This is a genomic window from Brevibacillus sp. AG (assembly GCF_028369215.1).
GTDB lineage: Bacteria > Bacillota > Bacilli > Brevibacillales > Brevibacillaceae > Brevibacillus > Brevibacillus porteri.
Map to the genome: position 1 here is coordinate 150032 of NZ_JAQMYO010000004.1, position 16727 is coordinate 166758.

At 44.8% G+C, this 16727-nt stretch carries 17 protein-coding genes and 1 pseudogene; 17 read left to right on the top strand and 1 reads right to left on the bottom strand.

Annotated features, from left to right (window positions below):
* Position 1: 1 nt before the first annotated feature.
* The 14 genes and pseudogenes from eutS to POF51_RS12130 all read left to right on the top strand — a co-directional run bounded on the left by eutS (position 2) and on the right by POF51_RS12130 (position 14370).
* The gene (eutS, locus tag POF51_RS12065; protein ID WP_007720097.1) at positions 2-343 is read left to right on the top strand and encodes an ethanolamine utilization microcompartment protein EutS; all 342 of its coding nucleotides are present in this window, start codon (positions 2-4) and stop codon (positions 341-343) included.
* The gene (locus tag POF51_RS12070) at positions 340-783 is read left to right on the top strand and encodes a EutP/PduV family microcompartment system protein (protein WP_017252514.1); all 444 of its coding nucleotides are present in this window, start codon (positions 340-342) and stop codon (positions 781-783) included. Before eutS ends, POF51_RS12070 begins: the two co-directional genes overlap by 4 nt.
* A 93-nt stretch (positions 784-876) precedes the next feature.
* Positions 877-2337 carry a sensor histidine kinase gene (locus POF51_RS12075; RefSeq protein ID WP_017252513.1) on the top strand — a complete coding sequence of 487 codons (1461 nt, stop codon included), beginning with the start codon at positions 877-879 and terminating at the stop codon, positions 2335-2337.
* The gene (locus tag POF51_RS12080; RefSeq protein ID WP_017252512.1) at positions 2303-2899 is read left to right on the top strand and encodes a response regulator; all 597 of its coding nucleotides are present in this window, start codon (positions 2303-2305) and stop codon (positions 2897-2899) included. Before POF51_RS12075 ends, POF51_RS12080 begins: the two co-directional genes overlap by 35 nt.
* Before the next feature lie 141 nt (positions 2900-3040).
* A complete protein-coding gene (locus POF51_RS12085; protein WP_069849769.1) occupies positions 3041-4501 on the top strand; it encodes an ethanolamine ammonia-lyase reactivating factor EutA in 1461 nt (486 codons plus the stop codon).
* 20 nt (positions 4502-4521) lie between these two features.
* On the top strand, positions 4522-5883 hold the full coding sequence (locus POF51_RS12090; RefSeq protein WP_017252510.1) for an ethanolamine ammonia-lyase subunit EutB: 1362 nt from the start codon (positions 4522-4524) through the stop codon (positions 5881-5883).
* Between the two features lie 20 nt (positions 5884-5903).
* On the top strand, positions 5904-6845 hold the full coding sequence (eutC, locus tag POF51_RS12095; RefSeq protein WP_069849768.1) for an ethanolamine ammonia-lyase subunit EutC: 942 nt from the start codon (positions 5904-5906) through the stop codon (positions 6843-6845).
* A gap of 20 nt (positions 6846-6865) precedes the next feature.
* A complete protein-coding gene (gene mdh, locus POF51_RS12100) occupies positions 6866-7807 on the top strand; it encodes a malate dehydrogenase (protein ID WP_017252508.1) in 942 nt (313 codons plus the stop codon).
* A gap of 475 nt (positions 7808-8282) precedes the next feature.
* Positions 8283-9653: a helix-turn-helix domain-containing protein gene (locus tag POF51_RS12105; RefSeq protein ID WP_069849767.1), complete on the top strand. Its 1371-nt coding sequence runs from the start codon at positions 8283-8285 to the stop codon at positions 9651-9653.
* Between the two features lie 253 nt (positions 9654-9906).
* The gene (locus POF51_RS12110; RefSeq protein WP_069849766.1) at positions 9907-10197 is read left to right on the top strand and encodes an aspartyl-phosphate phosphatase Spo0E family protein; all 291 of its coding nucleotides are present in this window, start codon (positions 9907-9909) and stop codon (positions 10195-10197) included.
* A 167-nt stretch (positions 10198-10364) separates the two neighbouring features.
* Positions 10365-11726, top strand: a complete 1362-nt coding sequence (locus POF51_RS12115) for a helix-turn-helix domain-containing protein (protein ID WP_069849764.1) — start codon at positions 10365-10367, stop codon at positions 11724-11726.
* A gap of 131 nt (positions 11727-11857) precedes the next feature.
* Positions 11858-13189: a helix-turn-helix domain-containing protein gene (locus POF51_RS12120; RefSeq protein WP_271755408.1), complete on the top strand. Its 1332-nt coding sequence runs from the start codon at positions 11858-11860 to the stop codon at positions 13187-13189.
* 310 nt (positions 13190-13499) lie between these two features.
* Positions 13500-13973: pseudogene (locus POF51_RS12125) on the top strand (ISL3 family transposase); the annotation flags it as partial.
* A gap of 97 nt (positions 13974-14070) precedes the next feature.
* Positions 14071-14370, top strand: a complete 300-nt coding sequence (locus POF51_RS12130; RefSeq protein WP_069849760.1) for a hypothetical protein — start codon at positions 14071-14073, stop codon at positions 14368-14370.
* Positions 14371-14447: 77 nt separating this feature from the next.
* On the opposite strand, the gene POF51_RS12135 is transcribed toward POF51_RS12130, so the two are convergent.
* Positions 14448-14948, bottom strand: a complete 501-nt coding sequence (locus tag POF51_RS12135; RefSeq protein ID WP_069849758.1) for a hypothetical protein — start codon at positions 14946-14948, stop codon at positions 14448-14450.
* Between the two features lie 205 nt (positions 14949-15153).
* On the opposite strand from POF51_RS12135, the gene POF51_RS12140 reads away from it, so the two are divergent.
* The 3 genes from POF51_RS12140 (at position 15154) to POF51_RS12150 (ending at position 16710) form a co-directional block, all read left to right on the top strand.
* Positions 15154-15396 carry a matrixin family metalloprotease gene (locus POF51_RS12140; protein WP_334312666.1) on the top strand — a complete coding sequence of 81 codons (243 nt, stop codon included), beginning with the start codon at positions 15154-15156 and terminating at the stop codon, positions 15394-15396.
* An 11-nt stretch (positions 15397-15407) separates the two neighbouring features.
* Positions 15408-15878, top strand: a complete 471-nt coding sequence (locus POF51_RS12145; protein WP_069849754.1) for a hypothetical protein — start codon at positions 15408-15410, stop codon at positions 15876-15878.
* A 610-nt stretch (positions 15879-16488) separates the two neighbouring features.
* Complete coding sequence (locus POF51_RS12150) at positions 16489-16710, top strand: aspartyl-phosphate phosphatase Spo0E family protein (RefSeq protein WP_244195749.1); 222 nt, start codon at positions 16489-16491, stop codon at positions 16708-16710.
* Positions 16711-16727 lie beyond the last annotated feature (17 nt).

Genomic DNA, 16727 nt, shown 5'->3' on the forward strand with positions numbered 1-16727 from the left:
AATGGAACAGGAACGTTCACGAGTCATCCAGGAATTCGTACCAGGGAAACAGGTCACGTTGGCTCATGTAATCGCAAACCCTGACCCAATGCTCTATACCAAGCTAGGTATCAATGAGGCCGGTGCGATCGGCATTTTGACTTTGACGCCTACCGAAACAGCCATTATTGCCGCGGATATTGCGACAAAGGCTGCTGGCGTCGAGCTTGGGTTTCTCGATCGTTTTACAGGTTCACTGATTGTCGTAGGAGATGTATCCGCTGTTGAAATGGCAGTCGAAGCGGTCAATCAGGTACTGAGCGAAAAACTGCGGTTTACACCGGCATTGGTGACGAAATCATGACCGGCCGTGTAATGATTATCGGTGCAATCGAAGCAGGAAAGTCTTCTCTGGTGCGGGCGCTGTTCAATGACGAACAGCCTGCCAGAAAGACACAAGCGCTCGAATATCGGGACTGGGCGATTGACACTCCGGGTGAGTACAGCGAAAACCCGATGTTTTACCGCACACTTATGGCTACCTCTCTTGAGGCGAAGATCATTGTGATGGTGCAGGATGCTACGCGGGAGCGCAATTATTTCCCTCCTGGATTTTCACAAGGGTTTCCGCAATCGTGTATCGGGGTCATTACCAAAACGGATCATCCTGATGCAAATGTGGAGAGAGCAGAACAATTCCTGCGTCAATCACTTGGCAATGCGAAGATTTTCCGGACCTCCTCGCTCACAAGTGAGGGAGTATCAGAATTGCGAGCGCATTTGCAAGAAATTGTCAATGAGTAAGCTTGATTAACCAGTATTACACCCCTTTCCGCCGTAGCGCGTCTGTGAGAAAATGAGGTCATATCAACTCCTAGCAGGTGAAAAGAGGTTCACATGCAATCAATACGAGAAGTGTGCAAAGCGTCCACGACGTTGAGTGATGACGACATTCGGATTGTGGAGGATCTGGCTTCCAAGCTTCAGATTTTTGCTGATCTGTCTCAAGCGGACATGTTTATTGATTGTCCGACGGTAGATCGGAGCGCTGCGATGGTAGTCGCACAAGCTGCACCGAGTACGGCACGCTCTATGTACAGTGGATCGGTCGTAGGACATTTGGCGACGGCGATTAATGAGCCGGCCGTTATGTATTGTCTGACGACAGGCAAGCCCGTCATCGGTTCACGTGGGGTTTCACAGGAGCAAGTCGTGATGCGACAAAGTGTCGTACCCATCACGAATGCGGCTGGAAAAACAATCGGGACCTTGATAACTGAACAAGATATATCCAAACAGGTGGAACAGGAAAAGAACGTCGAAATGCTCAAGGAAACAACGGAGCAGTTAAGTGAGACGCTCATCCAGTTCGCTGTGCCTGATCTGCCCATTTCGTCGCTTTTGCACGAGGGCATGATTTTGTTTGATCAGAGTGGGGTTATCACGTACGCCAATGGCCGTGCCCACAAGCTGCTCTCCTTGATTGGCTTTGAACGGCCGGAAAAGGGCGAGAGCATTGAACGTATTTTTTCCTGGAGAGTTTCCCCGGAGAATTTTGTACGCAACGGGGGTTATATTCAGGAGGAGCTGTCAAAAGGCAAACATTTTATCATGATGAAAGCGGTTTCGTCCGTCCGCAAACAAGACATCATTGGGGGATTCATTCTCCTGCGAGACATATCGGACATTCGGGAAAAAGAAAAGCAATTAATGATCAAATCGGCGGTGATCAAAGAGATTCACCACCGGGTCAAAAACAATTTGCAAACCATCTCTAGCCTACTGCGCCTGCAAATGCGGCGTTCGCAGTCCAACGAGATTGAAAAGGTATACAGGGAAAGCATCAATCGCATCAACAGCATCGCCATTATTCACGAATACTTGGCACAGGATGGTCTGGAGCAGATTGACTTCAAAGAGATTTTAACCAAAATATCGAAAATAATCGTCTCTTCGATGAGACGTTCTGAGCAAGCTATACACGTCGTGGTGACGGGCGAATCGGTATATCTGCCGTCCAACAAAGCAACATCGTTTGCCTTGATCGTCACCGAGCTGATTCAAAATTGCATGATTCATGGTTTTCATGACCTGCATGAAGGGAAAATCTCTATTGCACTGGTTGCCAAGGAAGACTTCGTTAGTCTGTCTGTGACAGATGACGGAGTAGGCATCGAGGACATGGAGCAAATCCACAAAAAGGGCCATCTTGGCCTGAAAATTGTCGATACGCTGGTCAGGGAAGACCTCGAAGGCACGATGCATTTCCGCAACACTGGGAACGGAACAGAGGTAACCATACTCTATCCGATCCAAAAGGAGGATGAAGATGACACAGCCGAAGATTATGGTGGTTGATGACGAGCCGATTATTCGCATGGATTTGCGCGAGATGCTCGAAAATGAAGGGTATTTAGTGGTTGCCGAGGCGAAAAACGGAGAAGAGGCAGTCGAACAGGCCCATCGTCACAAGCCCGATCTGATCATCATGGATGTGAAAATGCCTGTCTTGAATGGAATCAAGGCAAGCAGTATCATTCGTTCCTTTTCAGACAGTTCCATTCTTCTTTTGACGGCATATAGTCAAAAGGAACTCGTCCAGGATGCCAGAAAAGCGGGTGTGACGGCTTACTTGGTGAAGCCGGTGTCGGAGGATGACTTGATTCCCGCAGTAGAAATCGCACTCAGTCAAAAGGAAAAAGTCGTTTCACTGAAGAAGGATATCAATGATCTGAAGCAAAAGATCGAGGATCGCAAAGCAGTGGAAAAAGCAAAAGGAAAGCTGATGAGTGCCCTATCCTTGGAAGAGGATGCGGCTTACAAATGGATGCAGCAAGTAAGCATGCAACGGCGCATGCCGCTTGTGAAGCTGGCAGAAGAGATTTTGTCGGGCGAGCAGGCCATTTCCACACAAGGCTAGTACTGACGTTATCATAAAAAGCAGTGACAAGTAGATACGAAGAGAGCAAAGGCGCTTGAATCAGACCGGGAGCAAGGAACCGGCTGTTCAAGCGTTTTTTCGTAAGCCCGTCTGACACGCCAATGGTTCAAGGAGGTTCATATGGACGAACAATGGATCCAAAGCGTCGGGATCGATGTGGGAACAAGCACAACCAAAATGATCGTAAGCCGATTGCGATTGGGTCGCATGTCCAGCACGTTTTCGCTGCCGCGTTATCAGATCGTGGAGCGACAATTGCTGTATGCGAGTGAAGTACATTCCACACCGCTCATCGGATTTGATGAAATCGACGCTGACGGAATCGGATCGATTCTTGCAGCCGAGTACAACAAGGCACAAATCAGCTTGTCTCAAATCAAGTCCGGGGCGGTCATCATTACCGGAGAAACAGCCAGCAAAAAGAACGCACAGCATATCGTTCATCTGCTGGCTGAACGCTCCGGGGATTTCGTGGTAGCGACAGCAGGTGCTGACCTCGAAGGCGTGCTGGCGGGCAAGGGCGCTGGAGCAGAAAAACGCTCGCAAGCCATACAAGGTGTGATCGTCAATGTCGATATTGGCGGAGGAACAGCGAATGCAGCCTACTTCCAACGTGGTCGAGCGATTGCGACGGTTACGTTCCACGTCGGAGGAAGACTGATCCGTCTCAGTCCGCAGGGCGTCGTTCAATACGTGTCGCCGAACATTCAACAATGGCTGTCGGCAAAAGGATTGCGTATTCAAGTCGGACAGGAAATCGGATTCGCGCAGCTCACAGAGGTTGCCGAACAGTTGGGACGCAGCATGCTCGATTATTTGACGGGGAAAGAGCGCCAAGTATCAGGCTTGCTCGTATTGGGGCCGCATCTGCGCGATTCCATCCCTGTTGCTGAATTGACTGTCTCAGGCGGTATAGGCCTGCTCATGAGCGGACCTCCCGTCCAAAATATTTCGGATGCAAGCCGATATGGCGATTTTGGCCCGCTGCTCGGATATGTACTCCAGCAGGAGCGCGAAAAAGGAACGTATCCGGTACAGTGGCTAGACCCAGATCAGACAGTACGGGCAACGGTAATTGGCGCGGGGATGCAAAGTACGGAGATTAGCGGTTCAACCGTGCATATCAAGCCGGAGCTGTTGCCGATTAAAAATATTCCGATTCTCAAGCTAGAGCTTACCGAGGAACAATTGGCAGATGCCACACGACTGCGACAGGAAGTGGCTTCGATCTACCAACTGGGTGAGCGCCTGTTTGAAAAAACGACAGGGATTCCTTTCGCACTCGCGATCTCCGGCATCGGGTATTGCTCGTACGCTCTGCTACAGACGCTGTCCCAGGAGCTGTCGGAGCAATACCGGGCAAGTTTTCCCGAGAGTCAAACCATGGTCGTGATCTGTGAAACAGATATGGCGAAAGCGCTCGGGCAGGCCTTGGCGCTGCGTTGCAAAGGGGCACCGGAAATCATTTGCATCGATCAGGTGCGTGTGGAATACGGCGATTACATCGATCTGGGTGAGCCGATCTCGGGAACGATCATTCCCGTCGTTGTCAAAACACTCGCGTTTGATGAAAGGCCGTAACGTAAGAAGGGGTGGACGTGATGAACACGAAAACGACTGTGCTTGGACAGACCTATCAATTTCGCGATTTGAAAGAAGTTTTCGCGAAGGCTAATGAAGATAAATCAGGCGACCAGCTGGCTGGTCTCGCCGCTGCTGATTCCCGGGAACGTGTAGCTGCCAAGCAAGTTTTGGCTGATCTGACGCTGGCGGATATCCGCAACAATCCGATGGTTCCGGCAGAAGAAGACGAAGTATCCCGTGTGATCGAAGAAGGCATCAACGAAAAAATTTACAGCGAAATCAAAAACTGGAGTGTAGCAGAACTCCGCGAGTACATTTTGAGCCATCAAGCAGGCGATAATGAACTCAAGCGCATCAGCCGCGGCTTGTCCAGTGAGATGATTGCAGCGACTGCTAAGCTCATGAGCAACCTGGACTTGATTACGGCTGCGTCCAAGATTAAAGTTGTGACGCATGCCAACACTGTAATCGGTCAAAAGGGCGTATTGGCTTCTCGTGTACAGCCGAACCATCCATCCGATAACGTACAAGGCATCAAGGCGTCTCTGTACGAAGGATTGAGCTACGGAATTGGCGATGCGGTTATCGGGATCAACCCGGTTATCGATACAGCGGACAGCGTCAAGGATATTTTGAACATGACCAAAGACGTGATGACCAAGTTCGATATCCCGACCCAAAACTGCGTATTGGCTCACGTATCTACTCAAATGCGTGCCATCCGTAATGGGGCACCAGCAGACTTGATTTTTCAAAGTTTGGCGGGTAGTGAAAAAGGAAACAATGCATTTGGTATTGATGTAGCGCTGTTGGATGAAGCAGACGAACTGATGCGCAAAGAAGGTACTTCCTATGGACCGAACTTCTGGTACTTCGAGACAGGCCAAGGCTCTGAGTTGTCTTCCGAGGCGCATCACGGCATGGACCAGGTAACGATGGAAGCGCGCTGCTACGGTTTGGCTCGCAAATACAATCCATTTATCGTGAATACGGTAGTTGGATTCATCGGACCTGAGTATTTGTACGACAGCCGTCAAGTAATCCGCGCAGGCTTGGAAGACCATTACATGGGCAAAATGCACGGTTTGCCAATGGGCTGTGACGTATGCTACACGAACCACATGAAGGTCGATCAGAACGATATGGACAATCTCGGTATCTTGCTCTCGTCGGCAGGAGTTAACTTCGTCATCGGGGTAGCTATGGCTGACGATGTCATGCTCAACTATCAATCGACGAGCTTCCATGATATTGCCGCGTTCCGTGAAGTGATGGGACTGCGCCCGGCACCTGATTTTGAAAAATGGCTGGAGAAAATGGGCATCATGGAAAACGGTAGGCTGACTGCAAAAGCAGGCGATCCGACAATCTTCATGTAAGATCAGGAGGTGAAAGACGGATGGAACAACAATTAGATTTCTTGGTAGATAAAGTAGTAGCAGAGCTGCAAAAGAAGCTGGGTGAGGCCACAGAACAAGCTCCGTCACCAAAAGCAGAGACGGGCTTGATTCAACTGAGATCGGAACCAAAGGCTGAGCCAGTAACGAGTGCGACGACGGCTCCGACGCAAGCTCCAGCGGTGAATGAGCAACTTGCTCCATCAGCAGAGCCTGAGAGAACATCACACGTACCGAATCCGAAGTACAAGGAAGGCTTGGATGAACTGCTGTCCAGCACGCCAGCGCGCATCGGAGTTTGGCGTACAGGTGTGAGACCTTTGACTAAAACGATGCTCGAATTGCGTCGCGACCATGCTGCGGCTGTAGATGCTGTATACGGTGAAGTCAGTCAAGCGGTGCTCGACCAGTACTCCTTGTTCACAGTCGAAACGCAGTATGACAACACCGAAAACTATCTAAAGCGTCCGGATATGGGGCGCGTCCTCACGGAGGAAGGCGTGCGCTTGCTGCAAGAGCGCTGCCAAAAGAAACCGCAGGTACAAATCGTCGTTTCGGACGGCTTGAGTGCCGCTGCGGTGGATGCGAACCTGAAAGACGTGCTTCCATCTCTGATGGACTCTCTGAAAAGCTATGGACTGACCTGCGGCACACCGTTCTTTATCCAAGGCGGACGCGTAGCCAGCATGGATCACGTCGGCGAGATTTTGGAGCCAGAAGTATTGGTGCTCCTGATCGGAGAACGTCCAGGATTGGTTACAGCGCATTCCATGAGTGCATACATGTGCTACCGTCCACGCAAAGGTATGGTAGAATCAGAACGTACAGTGATCTCGAATATTCATCGTCAAGGTACTTCTCCGGTTGAGGCGGGTGCCCACATCGGGACCATTCTCTCCAAAATGCTGGAGCAAAAAGCAAGTGGTGTGAAACTAGTCTTGTAACATGACGAGGAGGATTCAGCATGACATTTCGTAGAAAAAAAGTAGCCGTCATCGGTAGTGGTTTTACAGGAGCGACAACTGCGTTCATCATGGCGCAAAAAGAGCTGGCTGACATCGTTTTGGTCGATATCCCTCAACTGGAAAACCCAACGAAGGGTAAAGCACTCGACATGATGGAAGCTTCCCCAGTTCTCGGCTTCGATGCTAACATTACAGGTACTTCTGACTACAAAGACATCGAAGGCTCCGATATCGTAATTATTACAGCAGGGATTGCACGCAAGCCAGGCATGTCCCGCGACGACTTGGTAGCAACGAATGCAGCTATTATGCGCTCTGTTGCTGAGCAAGTGAAAACATATGCACCAAACTCCATCGTACTCATCCTGTCCAACCCGGTAGATGCGATGACGTATACATTCTACAAAACGTCCGGCTTCCCGAAACACCGCGTAATCGGTCAATCCGGCGTACTGGATACAGCTCGCTTCCGTACATTCGTAGCAATGGAACTGAATGTATCTGTTAATGATGTAACAGGCTTCGTATTGGGCGGTCACGGTGACGACATGGTGCCACTCCTGCGTTACTCCTACGCTGGCGGCATCCCACTGGAAAAATTGATCCCACAAGATCGTCTGGATGCCATCGTCGAGCGTACACGCAAAGGCGGCGGCGAAATCGTAGCTCTCTTGGGTAACGGTTCCGCTTACTATGCACCTGCGGCAGCTCTGGTAGAAATGGCAGAAGCGATCTTGAAAGACAAGAAGCGCATCTTGCCTTCCATCGCTTTGCTCCAAGGCGAGTATGGCTACAACGATATCTACCTGGGTGTACCAACTCTCTTAGGTGGAAACGGTATCGAGCAAGTCATTGAGCTGGATCTGACTGCTGCTGAGAAGGCAGCATTGGATAAATCCGCAGATTCCGTTCGTGCAGTTATGAAAGTAGCAATGCCATAAGCACGGGTTTAAAATGAAAGCTTCGCCAGATGTTTTGGCGGAGCTTTTTTTACAATATGGATGGAGTAACCGTAGTGGAGGGAAGAAGCGTATTTCCAGTCTACGCTTCGGCCTACGCCCTGCTGAGGGCGGGTTCTGTTCGCTCCGAAATAAATAGCGGGAGCGCTTCAAAAGTAGAGTTTCGAGGATGTTTTTTCAGAGGTTGAAGCTGAAAACCCCCGCTATTTATTTCCGAGCTGGGTAGGGCTCCAGAGGCGCTAGGACTGGAAATCCGCTTCTTCCTACGAGGCTGTATTCGCTTGAACGATTTTCAATAGGGCGTAATGTCACAAAGTGCAACACCTGTAAGACATTGGAGGAATTGTGCGGAAAGTGACGAACTAGTTAAATAAATTATGAAGAATTGTAAAGAAAAATCTTTCAAAAAAATATATTTTATTGTAAAATTAAGGAAAAAATTAGGGGTTGATTCTTTATGGGGGGGCTGCAAGGGACATTGCACTGGTCGCTGCGGTCAGAGATTGAAAGACACCGTAGAGAGTGCGGCTATACCTTGAGTAAATTAGGTGAATTAACGGGGATCAACCATGGTAGTTTAAGCGAGATTCTGAACGGAAATCCACCGCGGGCTATGACGATTGGTCAATTAGATGCGCTCGCTGCGGTGTTTGGTCGCGAGCCGGGTTGGTTGTACGAATTGTATACAGAAGAATGTATATCGGAGGGGAGAATATCGCGCCCTCGGTTGATACCTTATTTGATTCGATGTGCGGAGGTTGGGCGGCAGGATTGTATAGATGAGGTTGTTCCTAAACTGTTGGAGAATCCAAAGAATATCTCGACCCTCTTTGCCGTAGCAGAGCAGCTATATGAGGAAGGGAAACAGAAACAGTCAGTACCTTTCTATGAATACGTGGTTGAAAACGAAAAAGATAGTTACTCTAACCAATTTGTGATGAGTCAGTACAGACTTTTTCGAGTAGTAGTGCAGGGTACGAATTCTGAAGAAAATTGGAAGGCTGTCATTCGATTTGATCCGTATCGAAGACGCCTACCCGAAAATAACCAGTTAGATGCACTACTACAATTAGCAAATGTTTGTTATACTATCCACAAATGGAGGGAAATGGATAAATATGCCGATGAATTAAGAGAATTGGCTACTATTATCTATGAGGATGAGTTGCGTAGACGAAGAAGCAACAAGGCCAGTGATATGCTTTCAACTGAACGTCATTTGGTTGTGTACTATGGACAAGCATTTCTCATTAAAAGTATAGCATTAGAAAAACAGGAGATGTACGAAGAAGCGAAGCGATATGTTGATGGATACGCTGATTTAAGCTGGTTTGAACTCCTGGACGAAATTGGACAAATCGAAGTGCAGAAGTTTCGAGCATGGGCGACAGCGAATTTGTACACACTGAACATCCTTATGGGGAATAGTGATGTCATCCCTGATTATATTCATTTCCTTTCTGAACATCCGAAAGAGGTCCTTTCAGGTTTAGTAACGATTGTGAGTGCAGCCAACCAATACAGTTTTTCGGTCGATCCGATATTTGAGCAGTTTGCAGAACATATTGATCGTTTTGAGGATCGTCAGGACGCTATCGGCATGAGCGAACATATGCAGTTTCGTAATGAAATGGCGATTTACTTGTTTAAAAGAGGGAAGTATGCAGAGGGGCTTAATGAAACGCTTCGATGCCTTTCCCTGTCTGATACCATGAAAGATTACGAGAACTTCAAAAAATGCACAGCGCTGTTTTGGATGCATATGCAATATGCATCTGATCAACAGAAAGACAAGTATCAAACTATCCTTACGAAAGGAGCTGTATAGTGATGAAGGGGATTTTACTCTCACTTGCTCTCGTTTTGGGTTTGGGTGTCAATGTTGTAAGTGAACCAGCAAAGATAGCAAACGATGTAGTAGTCGCTAATTATGGTCATGGAATAGGTGGTTAAATAGATCGTACCCCAAAAAACATCCCATCGGAGGGATGTTTTTTTCTATTCAATTTTTCTTAGTCGGTGAATTTCTGCACATCCCTGTATAGTAAATATATGTAATAAATTGTAAAAGAGAGGGGGCGTTGGATATTACTGCTATCGCAAATATAGTAGATAGGGATGTTTCTTTTCACCCTGGAAACTCCCCCAAAAGAGGCGCAGCATCAGCCCCTAAAAGTAAGTGTACGATCCGGGGCATGGTAAAGGAAATCGGTTGCCACTTAGAGTTGGATAATAGAATCGAACAGCTACGACGGGAAATGATGGAGTTGGCGGGAAAGTACGGTCTCTCACATGATAAGGTTTTGGCTGTGAGCCAACGATTGGATAAATATATTGTCATTGCACAAAACAGATTAAAAACGGAAAAGTAAGTCCTTCTCACACCTCAAGGCCTCCAAAACCCTCCATTAACCTATTATCTATCTAGGTAATTGCCGACTCTTTACATATTTCAATCATAGTTTCGAACTGGATTACGAATTGATAGAAGGCCAAGTGGTATATTTAAAAAATGTAAAATGGAGGAAAGGTTCAAGGGATGATCCTTTATGGGGGGCTGCAAGGGACAATGCATCGGTCGCTGCGGTCAGAAATTGAAAAATGCCGGAGAAAGCACAGTTATACATTAAGCAAGCTGGGTGAATTAACGGGCATTAACCCCGGTAGCTTGAGTGAGATTCTTAATGGAAATCCGCCGAGGGCTATGACCATAGGGCAATTAGATGCGTTCGCCAAGGTATTTGGGCGGGAGCAGGGTTGGTTATATGAATTATACCCAGAAGAATGTTTGTCAGAGCAGAGAATTTCGCGCCCACGATTAATACCGTATTTGGTTCGATGTGTGGAGGTTGGGAGAAAGGATTGCATAGAGACTGTTGTTTCCATATTGTTAGAGAATCCGAAAAATATCTCAGTTCTGTTTGCCATTGCAGAGCAGCTATATGAGAAAGGGCAACTGAAAGAGTCAGTGCCCTTTTATAAATATGTGATTGAGAATGAAAAAGATAGCTACTCTGACCACTTTGTGATGAGTCAGTATCGGTTATTTCGTGTTGTACTTGGGACAAATGCAGAAGAAAATTGGGAGAATGTCATTCGGTTTTCTCCGTATCGCAATCGGCTTCCAGAGAACTACCAACTCGATGCTTTATTCCAATTAGCACGGGTTTGTTTTGCTTTGCAGAAGTGGAACAAATCAGGGGAGTACGGTGACGAGTTACGCCTTCTTGCAGAAACTGTTCACATGCATGAATTGGACAGGTTGAAAAGAAACAAAAAAGGGGAAACCCTGAAACCAGAGCGCCCTCTTGTCTATTATTTCGGAATGGGACATTTATATAAAGGTGCAGCACTGGAAATGCAAGGACTGTATGAAGAGGCGAAGCAGTATGTGCAAGTTTACGCTGATTTAGGATGGTTTGAATTACTCGATGAAGACGGACGTAAAGAGGTAGAGAGATTCAAGGTATGGGCAAAGGCGAACTACTATACATTGGAGGTATTATCTGGGAATACAGACGTCATAGAAGAGTATGTAGACTATCTTGAAAGTCTGCCTACCAATGAAATACTTGCTGGTATGATTTCTATTATGAAATCAGCAAATACCTACCATTTTTGTGTAGATAAGATACTGGATCGCTTTTCTTCGCAAATTGCTAGTTTCGATCAATTTACAGAAGCAATAGGATTAGATCGGCATCTCCAGTTTCGCTATCAGATAGCCATTTATGAGTTTGGTAAAGGGCGGATTGAGAGAGGGATTGAAGAAAGTATATATTACCTTTCCTTAGCAGATTTGATGAATCGACATGACGAGGCTCTTACATACATAGCATTGTTTGGGTGGTTAGGGAATTTGAATAAGCGAATAGGTAACCCAAACGAGTTAGGTGACTAGTATCTTGTCAAGGTTCCGATTTGAATGATGAATTGATAGGAAGGTTAAGTAGTTTAATTTAAAGAGATTAAAACTGGGAAAAAGAGAAAAAATGCGAAAGTATGATCCTTTATGGGGGGCTGCAAGAGAAAATGCATCGGTCGCTGCGGTCAGAAATCGAACAAAATCGGAAAAAGCATGGCTACACATTAAGCAAGCTGGGTGAATTAACTGGCATTAACCCCGGAAGCTTGAGCGAGATATTAAATGGAAATCCTCCGCGTGCCATTACCATTGGTCAGTTAGACGCGCTAGCCAAGGTGTTTGGTCACGATTCTGGTTGGTTGTATGAATTATACCCGGAAGAATGCATATTAGAGGGGAGAATATCGCGCCCCCGATTAATACCATACTTGATTCGATGCGTGGAGGTTGGGCGAAAGGATTGCATAGAAGCTACTGTCCCCCAAATGATGGAGAATCCGAAAAACATCTCGATTCTGTTTGCCCTTGCAGAACAGCTATATGAGAAAGGGCAACTGAAAGAGTCAGTGCCCTTTTATGAATATGTCATTGAGAATGAGAAAGATAGCTATTCTGACCACTTTGTGATGAGTCAGTATCGGTTATTTCGTGTTGTACTTGGGACAAATGCAGAAGAAAATTGGGAGAATGTCATTCGGTTTTCTCCTTATCGAAACCGACTTCCTGAAAACTACCAACTCGACGCCTTATACCAATTGGCGAAGATCTGTTTCGCTTTGCAAAAGTGGAAGAGATCAGAGCAGTACGCAGACGAATTAAGGCTGCTGGCCGACACTGTTTACAGGCATGAATTGGACAGGATGAAAAGAAACAAAAAAGGCGAATCTCTGAAAACGGAGCGCCATCTTGTCTATTATTACGGATTGAGCCATTTATATAAGAGCGTTTCACTGGAAATGCAAGGACTGTATGAAGAGGCGAAGCAGTATGTGCAAGTTTACGCTGATTTAGGCTGGTTTAAATTACTTGATGATAACGGACGTAAAGAGGTGGAAAGATTCAAGGTATGGGCAAAGGCGAACTCCTACACATTGGAGGTATTGTCTGGCAATACAAACATCATTGAAGAGTATGCAGACTATCTCGATGGTCTTCCCACCAATGAAGTTCTTGCTGGTTTAAATGCCATTATGAAATCCGCTAACACCTACCATTTTTGCGTGGATGAAATTTTAGAGCGCTTTGCCTCCCGAATTGCTAGTTTCGATCAATTTACAGAAGCAATCGGATTGGATCGACATCTTCGGTTTCGATATCAGATGGCTATTTATGAGTTTGGTAAGGGAAGAATAGAGAGAGGAATTGAAGAAACGATATATTGCCTTTCTCTAGCCGATTTGATGAATCGACACGACGAGACCCTTACATACATAGCCCTGTTTGGATGGTTAGGAAATTTGAATAAGCGAATAGGTAGCCAAAACGAATTAGGTGGCTAGCATCCTGTTAGGTCATAGTAAATATAGCGTAGATTGATGAAACATCCTCTGTCAGGATGTTTTTTTATTCCATTTTTTGCAGTCGGTAAAAACCCGCATAACAACTTATGGTTAATTATGTAATAAATCTCAAAATAAGGGTTTGCGAATATTGATGTTCCATGAAGCAATAGAAATCTAAGAACAGCTCTAAAAAGAGGAGCCACAGGAGCCACTAAAACCAAGTGCGTAATCCGGTGGTAAAGTAAGGAGGGTGAGACTTATAGCAGCAATTGCATTTAAAAAGGGCGTTCCACCCCTTGTCATTTAGCTCTTCTCCAAATCGCTAGAAGCTGCTTGTAAACGTACCCATTCGCGGGGAACCCATCGCCGGGGGAGGCATGAACAACGTCTGCTCCATACCTCTCCTGATAAACTGAAAGCTGAGGAACAGGACGAATTAAAAGTCTGGTTAGCCCAAGATCCCCATCCAGAACGCCTTTACAACGCCCTTCAGCACATGAGAACGGTGTATGCAGCTCATACAGAAGAATCAGGGAAAGAAGCACTCCAACAATGGATTGCTGAGCATCTCACTTCCCCCACCGCTGCCATTCGGTCGATTGCAAAAACGGTTGTCCAATGGCGCGAGTCGATTCAGAATTATTTTTCGTTTCGGGTCACGAATGCTCCGATTGAAGGGACACACAACAAAGTGAAAGTCATTAAGAGACGAGCCTATGGCTATCGCAACATTGAGCGATTCAAGATTCGAATTCGGCTGGAGTGTAAACCAGCCATGTAAAATAGTGAAAAACTACGTTAGAGGAAGATCAAGCACGTTTAACGGTGAAGAGCTATAAAAATACTTTGTCTCTACTATTAACAAGGAGGTTTTATTTATGGGAGTAGATGATTGCACTTTGTATGGAATTCACAAAATGAAGATTGTCTCGCGGGCTATCATTAAGAACAAAAACACGGGCAAAACAATCAATTCACATTGGAGTTATTACAGATGTAAATGTGGAAACTTGTTTGCTTGCAGTGGAGCTCCGCAACTCGGTGAACCGGTTATGGATTATTTAACTAACCACTACATGGATGGTGTGGGAATGAGTGGTATTATTACAATCTTTGTTGATCCAAGTGATATTGAATCAACTACCGACGACACGATTCCAGGTCATAGTTTCATGTAAATTTATGAACAAAATAGAGAAGTGCTACAGTGAAATGTAGTACTTCTCTTTATATTCTCCGAAGAATTAATATTGAATTAATTTTTAAACTGTTTTGTTCTAATATCGTCCCAATAATAATCAATTTTAAAAGTTTCATTTTCAGGTATTAAAGTTACCCTACCTGATTGTTGCTTAACATCGCTTTTTGAAGAGTCTTGTAAAAATATTGTATAACTAATATTTAGTGATCCGGTGGTTTCATCTCTCTTGAAGTCTGTAATTTTTACATCTTCTACCTTCAAAAATATATCGTTATAAGCTAAATAAGCAGCTGTAAAACCAATATTTAATTTGATCAGACTTTCAGGCTCTTCCTTTTTAGTTAAATAGGGCTTTGCTTTTTCTTGGATCACTGGTATATATGCAGTAAAATCTCCAGGGGTTTTTACATATTCTTCTTTTTTGACTTCGTAAAGAATTTTAGTATATTCAACCAAATGCTTCTTAGTTTGTTCTTTTAACTCATCTTCTGAAATTCCAGATGAACATGCGGTCAAGCTGAACAATAGCAAAATAGCTGAAAGTATCATTCTCAAATGAAAAACCCTCCTTTTAGTACGAATTCCTTATATTGGAATTATATCACATTTGTAGAAGTGTTGAAATCTACCACACTATCGTACAAAAATTGCATCATCTGCACATTTAGGTTTCGCGCAAGTTAAAAGTGCTTAGTTTCTTAGCATAGGGAAAACTAACAAATCTAAAACAGTAACACCTTCTTGGGGTAATAAATCAGGAATAAAAAAGGAGGCAGATATTATGATTAATGTCTCTCATAATATATCTTCTACATCTCATTCAAAATCAAGCTTTGACTTGAAATCTATTATGGCACATGAAATGGGGCATGTTGTGGGACTAGATGACGAAACTAAGCTAAAATATGGTGACTCTGTTATGTACGAATCATTATCAACTAATGAAATTAGATACAATCTTAGTAATGACGACGAAAATGGCTACCATGCCATTTCCTGGTAGGAGGGATAAGAATGACTAATAAAAAAGCAATTGCTATCGGGCTATTAGCTTTCAGCTTTTCATTAGGGTTCGGATTGAATATATATTCACAAAGTTTAGTCAGTGGAAACGTAACTGAAATCAACAGACATGGACTTGTCCCTAGATATAGTATCGAAGAGTTAGCCGCCGGAAGTCAGTTGATTATTAAAGGTACTATCGTTGATATTGATAAGGATAAATGGAATACTGAAGATGGTGGACAACCGGAAGAAATTGGGGTTTCTGATTCGATCTACAGAGATGTTTCTGTAGAAATAGACGAAGTTCTCAAAGGAAACCAGGAAAAAGGTGATATAGTCGTCGTTCGGATGTATGGTGGTGAGATAAATAATACAGTAATCAGAGCTGACTATGAGGTTTCGTTTACAGAAGATGAAGAAGTTGTTCTTTTCTTAATTGTAGACGACTCCCTGAAAAATAAAGAAATTAGCAGAAAGTGACGAACCAGATTTGGAAAAATAAAAGGGCACTTGTAAGATTCTGAACCAATAGCCCAATCAAAAAGTGCACCCTTTGTCTTGCACGCCATAATTTAATATGGCCAGTTTCTTCTGAAAAAAGGAGAAATATTAGATTCCGGTTATCAAAAATGAAGTTGTAGACTGTTTGTGTCTACAACTTCATTTTAAGACGAGATCCCTACATACATAGCCCTGTTTGGATGGTTAGGGAATTTGAATAAGCGAATAGCTAACGAAAACGAGTTAGGCGGCTAGCATCCTGTTAGGTCAGTGTGAATATATCGTAGATTGATGAAACATCCTCTGTCAGGATGTTTTTTTATTCCATTTTTTGCAGTCGGTAAAAACCCGCATAACAAATTATGGTTAATTATGTAATAAATCTCAAAATAAGGGGTGGTGAATATTGATGTTCCATGAAGCAATAGAAATCTAAGAACAGCTCTAAAAAGAGGAGCCACGGGTGCCACTGAAACCAAGTGCATAATCCGGTGGTAAAGTAAGGAGGGTGAGACTTATAGCAGCAATTGCATTTAAAAAGGGCGTTCCACCCCTTCGACAGGTTAAAGGAACGCCCGCAGGAGGAGCAGTGACAGCTACTATAAGTAAATGTATCACGTTACTTCTAGATCGAGAAGGAGTAACCTATCACGATATTAATCATTTGAAAAACATTGTGGAACAATTGCGTGGACAGCTGGTGCAGTTGTATTTAGAGAAGAATGATTTTTTGGATGATGAGGTCGTGGAATTAAGTCAGCAGTTGGATCAGTACATTTTGGTAATTCAATCAAAAATGATGGGAATCTAAATGGAAAAGATGGTGAT